Origin of the sequence: Bacillus pinisoli (genome assembly GCF_023036475.1) — a bacterium.
Classification (GTDB): Bacteria; Bacillota; Bacilli; order Bacillales; family SA4; genus Bacillus_BS; species Bacillus_BS pinisoli.
This window is the reverse complement of the sequence record NZ_JAJQKI010000008.1, coordinates 149,846-163,315: the sequence shown is the minus strand read 5'-3', so window position 1 is coordinate 163,315 and position 13,470 is coordinate 149,846. Positions and strand designations below refer to the sequence as shown.

The 13,470-nt window shown below is 36.3% G+C and carries 19 protein-coding genes and 2 pseudogenes; all 21 read right to left on the bottom strand.

Annotation, left to right across the window (positions count from 1 at the left end; translation table 11 throughout):
• Positions 1–156: 156 nt before the first annotated feature.
• Entirely contained in the window at positions 157–552 is a 396-nt protein-coding gene (locus LT143_RS13360) for a rhodanese-like domain-containing protein (RefSeq protein ID WP_246943711.1), read from the bottom strand.
• Between the two features lie 380 nt (positions 553–932).
• Entirely contained in the window at positions 933–1,709 is a 777-nt protein-coding gene (locus LT143_RS13355; RefSeq protein WP_246943710.1) for a sulfite exporter TauE/SafE family protein, read from the bottom strand.
• 252 nt (positions 1,710–1,961) lie between these two features.
• Complete coding sequence (locus tag LT143_RS13350; protein ID WP_246943709.1) at positions 1,962–2,189, bottom strand: sulfurtransferase TusA family protein; 228 nt, start codon at positions 2,187–2,189, stop codon at positions 1,962–1,964.
• Between the two features lie 303 nt (positions 2,190–2,492).
• Positions 2,493–3,666: pseudogene (locus LT143_RS13345) on the bottom strand (MBL fold metallo-hydrolase).
• Entirely contained in the window at positions 3,660–4,235 is a 576-nt protein-coding gene (locus tag LT143_RS13340; protein WP_246943707.1) for a sulfurtransferase TusA family protein, read from the bottom strand. Before LT143_RS13340 ends, LT143_RS13345 begins: the two are co-directional and overlap by 7 nt.
• 48 nt (positions 4,236–4,283) lie before the next feature.
• Positions 4,284–4,577, bottom strand: coding sequence for a rhodanese-like domain-containing protein (locus tag LT143_RS13335; protein WP_246943706.1), 294 nt, complete (start codon positions 4,575–4,577; stop codon positions 4,284–4,286).
• A gap of 17 nt (positions 4,578–4,594) precedes the next feature.
• Positions 4,595–4,963, bottom strand: coding sequence for a rhodanese-like domain-containing protein (locus LT143_RS13330; RefSeq protein WP_246943705.1), 369 nt, complete (start codon positions 4,961–4,963; stop codon positions 4,595–4,597).
• A 46-nt stretch (positions 4,964–5,009) separates the two neighbouring features.
• Positions 5,010–5,489 carry a DsrE/DsrF/DrsH-like family protein gene (locus LT143_RS13325; protein WP_246943704.1) on the bottom strand — a complete coding sequence of 160 codons (480 nt, stop codon included), beginning with the start codon at positions 5,487–5,489 and terminating at the stop codon, positions 5,010–5,012.
• A 348-nt stretch (positions 5,490–5,837) separates the two neighbouring features.
• A complete protein-coding gene (locus tag LT143_RS13320) occupies positions 5,838–6,098 on the bottom strand; it encodes a metal-sensitive transcriptional regulator (protein ID WP_246943703.1) in 261 nt (86 codons plus the stop codon).
• Positions 6,077–6,475, bottom strand: coding sequence for a hypothetical protein (locus tag LT143_RS13315; protein WP_246943702.1), 399 nt, complete (start codon positions 6,473–6,475; stop codon positions 6,077–6,079). Before LT143_RS13315 ends, LT143_RS13320 begins: the two co-directional genes overlap by 22 nt.
• A gap of 179 nt (positions 6,476–6,654) precedes the next feature.
• Positions 6,655–7,440 (bottom strand): sulfite exporter TauE/SafE family protein, encoded by a 786-nt coding sequence (locus tag LT143_RS13310; protein ID WP_246943701.1) that lies wholly within the window; start codon positions 7,438–7,440, stop codon positions 6,655–6,657.
• A 54-nt stretch (positions 7,441–7,494) separates the two neighbouring features.
• Positions 7,495–7,722: a sulfurtransferase TusA family protein gene (locus LT143_RS13305; RefSeq protein ID WP_246943700.1), complete on the bottom strand. Its 228-nt coding sequence runs from the start codon at positions 7,720–7,722 to the stop codon at positions 7,495–7,497.
• 13 nt (positions 7,723–7,735) lie between these two features.
• The gene (locus LT143_RS13300; RefSeq protein WP_246943699.1) at positions 7,736–8,872 is read right to left on the bottom strand and encodes an MBL fold metallo-hydrolase; all 1,137 of its coding nucleotides are present in this window, start codon (positions 8,870–8,872) and stop codon (positions 7,736–7,738) included.
• A gap of 14 nt (positions 8,873–8,886) precedes the next feature.
• Positions 8,887–9,123 carry a glutaredoxin family protein gene (locus tag LT143_RS13295; RefSeq protein WP_246943698.1) on the bottom strand — a complete coding sequence of 79 codons (237 nt, stop codon included), beginning with the start codon at positions 9,121–9,123 and terminating at the stop codon, positions 8,887–8,889.
• A gap of 17 nt (positions 9,124–9,140) precedes the next feature.
• A complete protein-coding gene (locus tag LT143_RS13290) occupies positions 9,141–9,530 on the bottom strand; it encodes a DsrE/DsrF/DrsH-like family protein (protein ID WP_246943697.1) in 390 nt (129 codons plus the stop codon).
• Between the two features lie 15 nt (positions 9,531–9,545).
• Positions 9,546–10,118, bottom strand: a complete 573-nt coding sequence (locus tag LT143_RS13285; protein WP_246943696.1) for a sulfurtransferase TusA family protein — start codon at positions 10,116–10,118, stop codon at positions 9,546–9,548.
• A 349-nt stretch (positions 10,119–10,467) separates the two neighbouring features.
• Complete coding sequence (locus tag LT143_RS13280) at positions 10,468–10,851, bottom strand: DUF302 domain-containing protein (RefSeq protein WP_246943695.1); 384 nt, start codon at positions 10,849–10,851, stop codon at positions 10,468–10,470.
• 140 nt (positions 10,852–10,991) lie between these two features.
• Positions 10,992–11,237 carry a hypothetical protein gene (locus LT143_RS13275; RefSeq protein WP_246943693.1) on the bottom strand — a complete coding sequence of 82 codons (246 nt, stop codon included), beginning with the start codon at positions 11,235–11,237 and terminating at the stop codon, positions 10,992–10,994.
• Between the two features lie 124 nt (positions 11,238–11,361).
• Entirely contained in the window at positions 11,362–11,922 is a 561-nt protein-coding gene (locus LT143_RS13270) for a maltose acetyltransferase domain-containing protein (RefSeq protein ID WP_246943691.1), read from the bottom strand.
• 120 nt (positions 11,923–12,042) lie between these two features.
• Positions 12,043–12,204 (bottom strand): annotated as a pseudogene (locus tag LT143_RS13265) (sporulation protein YhbH); the annotation flags it as partial.
• A gap of 139 nt (positions 12,205–12,343) precedes the next feature.
• Entirely contained in the window at positions 12,344–12,733 is a 390-nt protein-coding gene (locus tag LT143_RS13260; RefSeq protein WP_246943690.1) for a restriction endonuclease subunit S, read from the bottom strand.
• Positions 12,734–13,470: the final 737 nt, after the last annotated feature.

Below are 13,470 nucleotides of genomic sequence, written 5' to 3'. Positions count from 1 at the left end.
ATCTTTGAATAAGTAGAATAACTCCTACCAGGAGCCACACAAACATTCCAGGTCATATGGGTGGAACATATGATTTAGAATGTTGCTGATTCATTCCTCACGTTCCTTGCTTACAATCTTTTTGTTTTTTCATGTTTTCACCAACTTGAATTTGAATTATTTATAGCTCACTAACTCTCCTGTCCATTGGAGAATACCGCCGTCAACACTTTTAATATTTGTATACCCCTGATCTTTTAAGATTTGAGCAGCTTGAAGACTCCGTTTTCCACTTCTACATAATAGTATGATTTCTGAGTCTCGTGGAAGATTCTTATATTCTGATTCAAGTGTACTTAATGGGTAGTTTTCCATCCCTTGTATATGTCCAGACTCGTATTCATGTTTTTCACGAACATCAACAAACACTACATTCTCAGAATCTTGAATTTGTAATTTATTTTCTAATTCAGAAATAGAAATCGTTTCAATGCTCTTTTTTTCTAAGAAATGATAACCAAAATATATAAGTAGAATCATAGGTACATAAAATGCTAGATTTTTAACCTTCATATATGACACCTTCCCGATAAAAGTTAAGGGTGTAGAGAAACTTTACGTCTTCTACACCCGAAGAACAGTAAAATTTCCTCCACCTAATAAACTTTTTGTATAATCGATTTTTGCATCTGTAAAATACACCTTGTGTGCTTCATTGATCAAAAAGATAATTCCATCAATTTCTACTAATTCATCTTTTTCTAAAGCTGACTCTTCCAGAGCCAGACGAAGCTGTGGACCCCCTCAGCCAATGCCCATTGCTAGACGAATGAATGGCTTTTTCCCTTCATCAAGAAGATCTTTTACTTCTTTCGTAATTTGGTTCATCGCTGCTGCCGTTACTTTTACCATTATTAATCCCTCCTGCACAGTGTTCTTATATTTTCCCCAGTTTATAAAATATCTAGCCAAATCTTCACCGCTGTTGCTGCGATTAAGACTGCCAAAATGACTTGTAGTATTTTTGTATTTACTTTTTTCCCAGCCATTGCACCTAAAGGAGATGCAATAAGACTCGCAACAATCATAATAAAGGCAGGAAAATAATCAATCTGTCCTGTTGTAATTTTACCAACTGTTGCACCGATGGATGAAATAAAGGTAATCGCTAAAGATGAAGCAATTGTCATTCGTGTAGGAATTTTTAATACAACTAACATGATTGGTACTAACAAAAATGCACCTGCAGCACCAACAATCCCCGCTCCTACACCAACAATAAGTGCTAATATTGCCGCTAACCATTTATTAAACCTTACCTGATCTAGAGGGATATCATCAATTCCCTTTTTAGGAATAAACATCATGACGGCAGCAATTAACGCTAATACTCCGTAGATAATATTAATACCACCCTCTGACATCAGCTTCGAGCCGTAGCCTCCAACAAAACTACCAATTAAGATACTAGCACCCATGTAGGCAATTAACGATTTGTTTAAGTATCCACCTTTTCGGTATGCCCATACACCACCTATGGTCGCAAAGAACACTTGTATCGCACTGATACCTGATACCTCATGTGCCGTAAAGGCCGCTAATCCAAATAATGGTGGGATATATAAAAGCATTGGATATTTAATAATGGAACCACCAATTCCAAGCATACCAGAGATATATGATCCAATAAAACCAATTAAGAAAATAGTGATAATAAATGCAAAGTCCATCGTGTTACCTCCTTATTAAAGGCTCTTTTCTAAAACTTTGTTGCTTTCTAACCTACTTTATCTGAAGTTAAGCTAACCTTTAACGAACAAATTCCGTATTTATCCTTTAGAAAAGAGCAACTGTCTAATTGAAAAGCAGTTGACATTAAACTATTAAGTAAAAATCCGGCTTTTAGGATTTTTACGAAAGCAACAATGTATACGAAAAGAGCCTTGTTAAAAAAAGGGAACCTTACTCGGCTCCCTTATTTGTTACGCTTTTTTTATCCAAAACTTTAAAACATCATTTTCTTCTTCGTGTTTTAAAAATTCGTGGCCACCTGATTTTGCCCAAGCAGTAAGGTCATTTTTTGCCCCTTTATCTGTTGCATGGATTTCTAAAATTTGACCAGATTCTAGTTCATTCATCGCTTTCTTTGTCTTCACTATTGGCATTGGGCATGCTAATCCTTTTGCATCTAATACTTTTGTTGCTTCCATTTGTAAAACCTCCGATATAATTTTTTTACTTAGGCTCTTTCCGCATAATTTGTTGCTTTTAGCCAGTTAAAAGTAAGTAACTTGTCGTTCCATTGCGCTCCAGACACTTGCTTTCTGCGGGGTCTCGACCTTTCCTCTATTTCCCGCAGGAGTCAAGTGTCTTCCGCTTCATTCCACTACCCATTAAAAAATGGTGTTCAAAAGTAACAATCTTTATGAAAAATGCCTTTACTTATGATCTATCTTTATTTTTGTTTTTGCTTAAGCAGAAAGGTGAATTAATTTCACAATCGTTAAATTAACTTATCTTACCGCACAACGGTTTGGTCCGATTTCCATTTCACGTTGTTTTTCTTCGTCAGGGTTGATTTTACCCATGTTTGTTTCACGAATTTCTTGGTAGGCATTAGGTTGTGGTGGTAAGTTTTCCGTTACCATTCTTCTGAATTCATTTTCGTCTTCAATGTTCAGACCGTGATTTTTAGCAAACAGTGTTCCTAACTTTTCTGATACACTTCCATCTTCATTTAATTCATCAATAATCATGAAGTGGGCTGGTAACACAACTAGATCCTCTGAAAGCTCTCTGTAACGAAAGTATAAGCTCTCTCTTAAATCGGCTACCCAATCTTCCGCCATTCCTGCAAGATCTGGTCTACCAATTGAATCAATGAATAAGATATCTCCTGAAAGAAGGAATTTTTCATCCACCACAAATGATGTAGAACCGATTGTGTGACCTGGAGAATATAGAGCATGAATATCAATCGCTGTATTTCCGATTGTCACGACATTTCCACCTTCTAAAGCGTTGTATTCGAACGTCACTTCTGTCGCATCTTTCGGTGGTAACCAGTATGATGCACCAGTCTTCTCGGCGATCGTTCTTCCACCTGAAATATGGTCTGCATGTAAATGAGTGTCAAAAACATGAGTGATTTTTGCATCTACATGATTAGCAAAGTCCAGGTAAACATCAGTCATACGAGTAGCATCAATAATCGCAGCTTCACCATTTGATACGACCATGTAAGATAGACAACCTTTACCGATTCGAACAAACTGATAAATCTCGCCTCCACCTTGAAGGTCTCCAACTTTCACAGGTTCTAAGTGCTCACTCCACGCTTTCATACCACCTACTAAGTAAGAAACGTTTAACCCATGCTCTGCAATCATTTCAGCTACCATTATGGATGAACCTTCTTTTGCACAGACTACTAAGATTTCTTTGTCAGTTGGGAGTTTGTCTAGAATCTCTTCTACTCCATCTAACAGTTCAAAATAAGGAATATTAAAGTGGTTGAAATTTTCTCCTTCAATCTTCCAATCTTGAAAATCGCTTTCGTTACGAACGTCAAGGATAAACAAGTCTTCTTTATTAAAGATTTTTTTTGTTACTTCTTTGGCATTCATTGCTTTTACAGTCATTATTTTTACCCCCTGTAGTATATTTTTCGTTAAAATTTTTTAAGATAAAATACTATTCGTTTTACCAGACCAAGCACTCATACCTGGTACGACATTGATTACATGATTAAATCCATTTTCCGCTAACTTCTGTGCGGCAAAATCACTTCTATTTCCAGTTCGACACACGACAAAAATTTGGTCTTCTTTGTTTAAATCACCAAGACGCGCTTCCAACTCTCCTAGTGGAATCGAGATGGCGTTAGGAATATGATTAAATGCATACTCTGCTGCTTCTCTTACATCAAGAATGACTATATTTTCATTTGCTTCTACTTTCTTTTCCAGTTCTTCATTGCTTGCAACATGAGGATGTTTTCTTTCGATGGATTCATCATTTGAAGATTTTCTTACATAATGCTTAAGAACATCCCCTTCTTCAATCGTCCCTAAGTATTGGTGCCCTGAGCTTTTCGCCCATGCTTGTAAATCTGCTTTTGATCCTTTATCTGTTGCTTGAACTTCAAGAACTTGCCCAGCTTGTAACTCATTAACTGCCTTTTTTGTTTTTACAATCGGCATCGGACATGCTAATCCTTTTGCATCTAATATAAAGTTTGCTTTTAATTGTTCCATTCTAATAACCTCCATTACCCTTAGGGGTATATAATTGTTTAAAAAAATTTATTCAACTTTCCCTTCCCAATCTAACATACCACCTGTCATATTGATGACTTGATAGCCATAGCTTTCAAGAAACTGAGTCGCTCGACCGCTTCTTGCACCAGAACGACAAACCATAATATATTCCTTCGATTTATCAAGTTCTTGCATGCGGAACTCTAATAGGCCAAGTGGGATATGAATAGCACCAGGAATTTTTCCATTTGCTACTTCATCTACTTCTCTTACATCAATGATATTTATTACTTTTTCTTCTAAAAGATTTTCAACTTCTTTAGCTGTATATTGTTTCATCCCTGTTATCCTCCTTGTTATGATCTCCAGGCGCTCATACCGCCTTTAACATTCGTTACATTAGTAAATCCTAATTTTTTCAGTACCTTACTCGCTTTTTGACTTCTCATACCACTTTGACAAATAACAATTACTTCTTTTTCTTTTGAAAGTTCTTTTGTCGCTTGATTACTTAATTGATGTAAAGGTAGATTTTTAAACTCCTTAATATGATTCCCTTTATACTCCATTGGTGTACGCACATCAACAAATTGTTTTTTCTTATCTTTTAGTTCGTTCTTTAACTCTTCTGTTGTGATTTGCCTTACACCTTTAGCAGGTAACATTCGGTTAATAATGAAAAATACTGCGAGCCCCATTAATAGATAGTTTACATATTCTAACATTTTAAACCTCCTGTAATTGGGGGATAAATCCCCCCTTGGATTTGTTTTAGATAAACAAGTTAACGTTACCTTCCTCTGCATCTGCTAAATAAGCAGCCACACCAGCATAGTCAATATTATCATGTAATTCTTCTTTTTGTAGTCCTAATAAATCCATTGTCATCGTACATGCTACAAGCTTTACATCTTGTTCTTTCGCCATTTCAATTAAATCAGCTAATGGCATTGCATTATGCTTTTTCATCACATCTTTAATCATTTTTGGACCAAATCCTGCAAAGTTCATTTTAGATAGGCCCATTTTTTCAGCGCCTCTAGGCATCATTTTGCCAAACATCTTTTCCATGAAGCCCTTTTTCACTTCAATATTCTCGTCTTTACGTAAAGCATTTAAACCCCAGAATGTATGAAAAATAGTCACTTCATGGTCATATGCTGCTGCTCCGTTAGCAATAATATAAGCTGCCATTGCTTTATCATAATCTCCACTAAATAATACGATGGTTGTTTTTTTCTTTTCTGTCATGTTTAATTCCTCCATTTATTTTAATTACCCCTAAGGGTATATTGTTTTGCAAAAAAATATATATCTTTTCTTCATGTTTTCTAAAGGGTGTTACCCTTACCCCTAAGGGTATATTACAACATCTAAAAAAAGGTGTCAACCCTTTTTATTTATGGCTCTTTTCTAAAACTTTGTTGCTTTTTAACCTAGTTCATCTGAAATTAAGCTTACTTTTAACGATAAATGTAGTATTTATCGTTTAGAAAAGAGCAACTGTCTGGATGTAAAGCAGGTGACATTAAACCAGTAAGTAAAAATCCGGTTTTTGGGATTTTTACGAAGTAACAATCTATACGAAAAGAGCCTTATTTATCTACTTTTAACTAGCAAGTTAACAGCTTCCTTAATTAAATCATCTGCACTTTGCCCTTTTTGCTCGGCATCTATTACACACTCTACTAAGTTGGAGCTTACAATTACGCCAACTGTTCGATCAACTGCAGAGCCAACGGCTGATAATTGGGTAATGACTTCCTTACAGTCTTTGCCTTCTTCCATCATTTTAAGAATTCCACGAAGTTGGCCTTCCATTCTTTTCACTCTATTCTTCATTTGGTCATTGTATTCCATATCTCGTCCTCCTTACTAAAAATCAAATAATTTATATCGGTATTCGGTTGTATGACTTTATATCCTATTACTTCAAATCCCTTTCTTCGGAGACAACGAATTCCTGCCTTCTTTTCAATATGATTCGAAACAATCAAGAGTATATTATGTTTTGGAATTTCTTCATAATATCTTCTCAGATAAGCAATTGGAATATTAACGGCTCCTTTAACGGGACTATGATAGGAATCATTATAGTCTCTTACATCTAATAAAACCATTGGTCCTTTAAATTGCGCTTCTTCTATTATAGGAACATTCCATTTTTGAAAATAATTCTTCCTAAGAATAAGAACTAACAACGTTACAATTAAAATACTATATATAAGAAGTTTCATGTTGCCACCTCATTGCTGCTAACTGATTACATAGCTAATAATATACCCCATTGGGTATAATGTCAAGTGATTCTCAACATGGAAATTAATGTAATAAAACGTGTTAGATTAAATCTTTTTACGATTTACCTCTAACACGTTCACTTTTGACTGCTATTCGTTTTCGCTATACTACTCATCTAAAATAGAATATCCATCCATATCTTAATGGACGTAGCAAGAATTAATGCAGCCAACACCCACTGCAGAATCTTCGTGTTGATCTTTTTCCCAACCATAACTCCAAGTGGGGAAGCAATTAAACTAGCAATGACCATAATTAATGCTGGAAAAAACTCTACCTGACCTGTTGTAATTTTCCCTATGGTAGCGCCAATTGAAGAAATAAATGTAATGGCTAACGAAGAGGCAATGGTCATCCTTGTTGGTATTTTTAGTACAACTAACATAATTGGAACCAATATGAAAGCACCTGCCGCTCCAACAATACCAGCGCCAATTCCTACTACCAAAGCAAGGGTTGCAGCAAGCCATTTACTAAATCTAACTTGATCTAAAGGTATATCATCAATGCCCTTTTTTGGTAACAGCATCATCACAACTGCAATTAAAGCTAAAATTCCATAGACTAAATTGATTCCACCTTCTGTCATTACCCTAGATCCGTATCCTCCGATAAAACTACCAATTAGAATGGCTCCTCCCATATAAACAATTAATGTTTTATTAAGGTACCCTCCTTTTCGATAAGCCCATACTCCACCGATCGTGGCAAAAAACACTTGGACAGCACTTATGCCAGAAACCTCATGAGCACTAAATGCAGCTACTCCAAATAAAGGTGGGATATACAATAACATCGGATATTTGATGATGGAACCACCGATCCCCACCATCCCTGAAATAAACGAACCAATAAATCCAATTAAAAAGATAACAACTATAAATTCAAATGCCAATTCCATAACCTCCGATAAAAGGGGAAGGTAACAAGATGATGTTACCCTCCCTGGATATGTTTAGCCTTTTTTAATCCAAAACTTTAACACTCCATCTGCTTCTTCATCTTTAATCAATTCATGTCCACCCGACTGGGCCCATGCCGTTAAATCATTTTTTGCCCCTTTATCTGTTGCATGAATTTCTAAAATCTCACCTGAACCTAAAGCATCCATTTCTTTTTTCGTTTTAACTATAGGCATCGGGCATGCTAATCCTTTTGCATCTAATACTTTGGTTGCTTCCATGTAGTTTTCCCTCCTATCTGACTGCACAGCGATTTGGACCAATTTCCATTTCTCTTTGCTTCTCTTCTTCCGGAGATATTTGCCCCATATTGGTCTCCCGAATTTCCTGATATGAGTTAGGCTGAGGTGGTAAATTTTCCGTGACTGTTCTTCTAAATTCACTCTCATCCGTAATATTGAGACCGTGGTTTTGTTGGTAGAGCTCCCCTAGTTTTGCTGAGATGCTTCCATCATCATTCATCTCGTTGATTCCCATGTAATGGGCTGGTAAAACGAGTAGATCATCTGCAAGTTCTTTATATCTTTGATAAAGGGTGGTTCTTAAATCCCCTACCCAATCTTCTGCCTTACCCGCTAGGTCTGGACGACCGATTGAATCAATAAATAAAATATCACCTGTTAATAAATATTGATCATCAATAACAAACGATGTACTTCCAATTGTATGTCCTGGAGAGTAAACAGCTTTGATAGTTGTTTTACCGACGATATATTCATCCCCGTCATTGATTTGTGAATAGTCAAAGTTTACTTCCGTTGCATCCTTTGGTGGTAGGTAGTAGGTTGCACCAAGCTTTTCAGCTATTGCTCGACCTCCTGAAATATGGTCTGCATGTAAATGGGTATCTAATACATGAGTTAATGTAATCTGATGCTCCTTTATCATCTGTTCGTAAGGAGTTAACATCCGATTGGTGTCAATAATGGCACCTTTACCATCAGATTCAATTAAATAGGAAAGGCATCCTTTACCGATTCGAACAAATTGATAGATGGACCCACCCGTTTTCAGGTCACCAATCTTAATCGGCTCAAGATGCTCACTCCATGCTTTCATTCCACCTTCTACCGAATAAACATCTGTGAATCCCTCTTCCATAATTTGCTCTCCAACAAATTCAGAAGCGCCACCTTTGGCACAAACGACATAGATTTCTTTGCTCTTCGGTAACTTATCAAGGATAGAGTCTACACCTTCTAACAATTCAATATAGGGGCTGTTAATGACCTCGATATTTCGTCCTTCTATTTTCCAATCATCAAAGTCACCGGTGTTACGTGTATCTAATATAAATAAATCTTCATGATTAACGACTTTTTTTGCTAATTCCTTAACAGATATTGTTTTGAGTGCTGTTGCAGTAGCCATTTTTCCATCTCCTTCTATTTTTCTAAAAGTTCCATGATGGTTTCAGGATCATACCCTAACACCCATTGCCCGCCTATCTCAATTTGAGGGACCCCCATTTGCCCCGTTTTTTTCACCAGCTGTTCTCCTGCTTCTGGGTTCTCTTGAACATTAACTTCTTCAAAACTTATCCCCTGGTCATGAAGGAAGTTTTTTACCATGACACAATAGGGACATGTATTGGTTGTGTATACTGTTACTGCACGCGACATGAAATTACTTACCTCCTTTAGAATGTAAGTGTGACGTCCGCATCCTTAGCATAAGTTAGAAACGTTACGGCTCCACCAACGTCGATACCCTCAACGAAATGTTCCTTTTCTAAACTCATGACATCCATGGTCATTTGACAAGCAATCATCTTCACACCCATTTCAGTAGCCATCGAGACAAGCTCATCTACTGGAGGGACATTCGCTTTTTTAAATCCTTCTTGAAAATGTTCTTTTCCAGAAGGCAGTGGTAAATTTTTATGCCCTTCTTTGTGTATCAGGCTTAAGCCTTCAAAAGTAAAAAAGATTTGCACTTCTGCATCGGTCGCTGCTGCAGCTGTCGCAATATTAAATACCTTGTATGCATCAAACATCCCACCATTGGCAGCTATAATTGCAACTTTCATGTTGGTTTCCTCCTATTAATGGCTTTTGTCTACAGGGCCTGTCCATTCCGTCATCCCTGGTACTACATTTTTCACGTTTTGTAGCCCTTTTTCGGTTAATTTTTGTGCAGCAAAATCACTTCTATTACCCGTTCTACAAATCACATGTAGATTGTCTTCGTTTTTTATTTCATCAAAGCGCTCTTCTAGTTCTCCTAGTGGAATATTAATAGACCCTGGAATATGACCAAATGCATACTCAGCAGGCTCTCTTACGTCTAAAACCGTGATTTTTTCATTACCGTTTATTTGTTCGAGCAAAGTCTCTAAATTAGCAACATGGGGATGCTTTACTTCACTTTTTTCTTCTTCAGCACTAGCTTTACGGAGATAGTGCTTTAACGTATCTCCTTCTTCAAGAGTTCCTAGATATTGGTGTCCTGTGCTAGTAGCCCACGCTTTTAAATCAGCCGTTGACCCTTTATCCGTTGCTTGAATTTCCATCACTTGCCCTGGCTCTAATGAAGTCATTTCTTTCTTAGTTTTCACAATAGGCATTGGGCATGCTAGACCTTTTGCATCAAGCACCCTGTTCACTGTAACTTCCATAATCTCTTCCCTCCTAAGAAATGACCATTTATTGCTCTACTGAATCCTTCCAAGACCTATCACATTGCATTTGTCCTTTCGGTACCCAGCTTTCTCTTTGCAACTTTTCTACAAGATGATTGCTTTGATTTTTGACTTTGTAATTATGTTTACACTGTTTTTGAATTTAAAAATTACAAGTCTCAGTTAGTTTAATCGTTTTCAATATAATTATGGTGGTACGGCTTGGCCAAATTGTGGATGGATTGTTTAAATATAAAACCAACCAAAATCATTTGTTTACTTAGTTTTCAGACGAAAAAAAAAAGACTTCGATTCTTAGTTCGAAGTCTCTTCTACAATGTGTAGATTATTTACTTTCATTGATTACATTCACTAATCGGTCTTCAATGTCTTTCGCTAGCTTAATAATTTCATCATTATTCACTAAATTGATTAGTGCAGTAGGTCTTGGCATACCGATTTTCGTCGTTCCGTTATCATTATATACGACCATTTTACATGGTAAGAAATAGCCTACTAATAGATTTTCATTTAACACACGTTGTGCTTCATGTGGATTACATACTTCTAGCACGACATACTCATTTTCAAAATCTAACCCTTTTTCATTAAGCTTGTCTTTAATGTCAAATTGCCAAAGCACACCGAACTTTTCTTCCTTTAGGTTAGCTTCTAGGCTAGCTATTGCTTCTGTAATACTTTTGTCCGTCTCGACTGTGTAATCAAACATATGAATCCTCCTTAGTCATAAATAGTTTTAATCCTGCATATTATACCCCTTTAGGTATGTATACTATAAAATAAATAATACTATATTGCAACAAATGCTTATACAACTATTTCAAAATGGAAAAAGCTAGCGTCAGGAAGCTAGCTTTTTTGCATATTTTTTAATTCGTCTTGAAGCTGCATGGTCCTTTTTGCATTACCTTGAGCAAAGTTCTCGAGTCGATCCTTTAACACTTCATTATCGTTAATTCTTTCTGCAAGATGTATATAGGTTCTCATGAGCTCATTTTCTTTTTCAAGGTTTGCTTGCAGGATTTTTGAAATCCCTTCATGATCAATTGCATCATCTAATGCTCCATCACGATCGTAATCTTGATTATGATCCATAACCCCACCTCCAATTCTTTAACAGTATGTACAATATAACAAGTCGTTACTCACTGCTGATATACGTTTGAACTTAAGAGGTGACTATACAGAGTCAAAGGGTTATTAGGCCAGTTAAAATGATTTAAATTTCTATTTGTTTAATAATTCTTGCTGGGTTTCCACCTACAACCACGTTATCCGGGACATCCTTCGTAACGACCGCGCCAGATGCAATCACCACATTATTTCCTACCGTTACTCCCGGGTTGATAACTGCACTACCACCAATCCATACATTGTTACCAAACGTAATCGGCTTAGCCAATTCTTTGCCTGAATTTCGTTCAGATGGGTGAAGTGGATGTGTCGCTGTGTAGATGTGGACACCAGGTGCAAACATGCAGTTATCCCCAAATCGTACTTCACACACATCTAAAATAGTACAATCAAAGTTGGCAAAAAAGTTCTCTCCAACGTACGTGTTATAACCATAATCAAATCGTATATTCGGTTCCATATACACATGCTCTCCAGTTGAACCGAGTAATTCCTTTAATAACTGTGTCCTTTTTTTCCTTTCTGTTTCCAACGTTTGATTATAGATTCTAACCTTTCGTCTTGCTTCTTCACGTTCTTTTACTAAGATTGAATCAGTAGGGTCGTACATTTCACCAGCTAACATCTTTTCTTTTTCAGTTTTCATCTTTTAAGACCTACTTTCTGATATATGAAAACTTTGAACTACTATTAGGTATATCAGAACTACTAATACATGACAACACGACTACTTTAAAGTCTAAAAAAAGACAGGTCTCCCTGTCTTTTACGCATACATCTTATTCTCTTCTTCCTTTTTAAAGAAGCTCTTCATGGCATGGAATACATCGGCTTTTTGCTTGAGGATATAGTGACGGAACTTTTCGTCTTGAATGTTTTTATACGCGGACATTAGGGTTGAGTGGCGGTTATATTGATACAACTGTCCGGGATATACCCTCCCCTAAAGTTCAGGTTTACTAGAAAATGCAATTAACATCATTTACAGAAAGCTTGATTTACCAAGCTTTCTGTCCTCTTTTTAAATTAGCATAAATAACACTAAAAGTTCCGTGCCACAAAAGTAGTTAGTCTCTTTGGTCCTTGAGAACCTCTTTTAACAATTCCTTGGCACTTTCTTCTTTAGGATCGTTCGTTCCAAGTTTACCGCTAAAGGCTTTAGAAAGAATAGATTTTTCAAGTTGATTATACAACATTTCAATGTCTATAGTTGAGTATGTCATTCTCTCTAAATGTAAAGTTCGTTCTAACACATCAACTATTTGTACCTGCTCATCTTCTGGGGGAAATGGTACTACAATATGTTTAACAATATCAGTATTTAAGTTCGGCTGTGCGGCTCCTTGGTTTAGATTCCTACCACTCGCATTCGTACCGCCCGAATGGGCATTTGCTATGTTAGTGATTAATATTGTAAATAAACTAACAGTAAAAAAAGTTAAAATATATCTCCACACTTGTATCTCTCCTTTCATATATTTCCATCTTTAAAACCAATCATTGAAATAGGAGTATATAAATGTGTACTTCAATATTCTGAAGATAGGAAAGGAAAATGTACATGTATTATAGAAGTTAATCCAGCAATAGATAATATATAGATGAGTAAAGGAGAGTTTAGAGTATTGTGGGAGATCTTATTTATTATAATACTAGGAGCTATAGCTGCACTTATTCAATGGTTAATAAAACCTAACTCTTTTTCCTTCGGAACAGAATAATCTCAAGATTCGATTTTAGAGATGAGATGAATGTTTAGTTTTCAATCTCTACTTTCATTATCTAATAGGTGATAATTCTGTTTAAACAACAAGTATTAAGAGCCAAAATGCATTGTTTTCTTTATTTTCAAGTTAGACCCTATTACAAAGATCTTCCACTTTCTTCTTAAATTGTTATCATGCTTTTCCTTCTCGATCGCCTCTTAAACCTATTCTAAGCTACCAGCGCGAATCATGCTAATGGCCTCATGATATTGATTTGTGTAATACTTGACACCATCACACTGTTCTTCATGAGTAAGGTGGTCCGCTTCCATTATTTCTAATACTCTGTCCCCGTAAATCCCTTTTAGGATGGCTGTGATGTCCGATTCAGAGGCATAAGCGCTAATCTCTCTTATCTCTTGTAACCACTAGAAAAACGTTGAATTCCATTTCTATCTTTCTCCTTTACCCAAGAACGGGTTATGTAT

Excerpts from the sequence above, each read along its gene's own strand:
- LT143_RS13285 (WP_246943696.1), bottom strand. The coding sequence starts at position 10,118 with ATGGAAGTTACAGTGAACAGGGTGCTTGATGCAAAAGGTCTAGCATGC.
- LT143_RS13315 (WP_246943702.1), bottom strand. The coding sequence starts at position 6,475 with ATGAAACTTCTTATATATAGTATTTTAATTGTAACGTTGTTAGTTCTT.
- LT143_RS13305 (WP_246943700.1), bottom strand. The coding sequence starts at position 7,722 with ATGGAAGCAACCAAAGTATTAGATGCAAAAGGATTAGCATGCCCGATG.
- LT143_RS13280 (WP_246943695.1), bottom strand. The coding sequence starts at position 10,851 with ATGTTTGATTACACAGTCGAGACGGACAAAAGTATTACAGAAGCAATA.
- LT143_RS13355 (WP_246943710.1), bottom strand. The coding sequence starts at position 1,709 with ATGGACTTTGCATTTATTATCACTATTTTCTTAATTGGTTTTATTGGA.
- LT143_RS13300 (WP_246943699.1), bottom strand. The coding sequence starts at position 8,872 with ATGGCTACTGCAACAGCACTCAAAACAATATCTGTTAAGGAATTAGCA.
- LT143_RS13335 (WP_246943706.1), bottom strand. The coding sequence starts at position 4,577 with ATGAAACAATATACAGCTAAAGAAGTTGAAAATCTTTTAGAAGAAAAA.
- LT143_RS13290 (WP_246943697.1), bottom strand. The coding sequence starts at position 9,530 with ATGAAAGTTGCAATTATAGCTGCCAATGGTGGGATGTTTGATGCATAC.
- LT143_RS13325 (WP_246943704.1), bottom strand. The coding sequence starts at position 5,489 with ATGACAGAAAAGAAAAAAACAACCATCGTATTATTTAGTGGAGATTAT.
- LT143_RS13330 (WP_246943705.1), bottom strand. The coding sequence starts at position 4,963 with ATGTTAGAATATGTAAACTATCTATTAATGGGGCTCGCAGTATTTTTC.
- LT143_RS13350 (WP_246943709.1), bottom strand. The coding sequence starts at position 2,189 with ATGGAAGCAACAAAAGTATTAGATGCAAAAGGATTAGCATGCCCAATG.
- LT143_RS13320 (WP_246943703.1), bottom strand. The coding sequence starts at position 6,098 with ATGGAATACAATGACCAAATGAAGAATAGAGTGAAAAGAATGGAAGGC.
- LT143_RS13270 (WP_246943691.1), bottom strand. The coding sequence starts at position 11,922 with ATGAAAACTGAAAAAGAAAAGATGTTAGCTGGTGAAATGTACGACCCT.
- LT143_RS13360 (WP_246943711.1), bottom strand. The coding sequence starts at position 552 with ATGAAGGTTAAAAATCTAGCATTTTATGTACCTATGATTCTACTTATA.
- LT143_RS13275 (WP_246943693.1), bottom strand. The coding sequence starts at position 11,237 with ATGGATCATAATCAAGATTACGATCGTGATGGAGCATTAGATGATGCA.
- LT143_RS13340 (WP_246943707.1), bottom strand. The coding sequence starts at position 4,235 with ATGGAACAATTAAAAGCAAACTTTATATTAGATGCAAAAGGATTAGCA.
- LT143_RS13295 (WP_246943698.1), bottom strand. The coding sequence starts at position 9,123 with ATGTCGCGTGCAGTAACAGTATACACAACCAATACATGTCCCTATTGT.
- LT143_RS13310 (WP_246943701.1), bottom strand. The coding sequence starts at position 7,440 with ATGGAATTGGCATTTGAATTTATAGTTGTTATCTTTTTAATTGGATTT.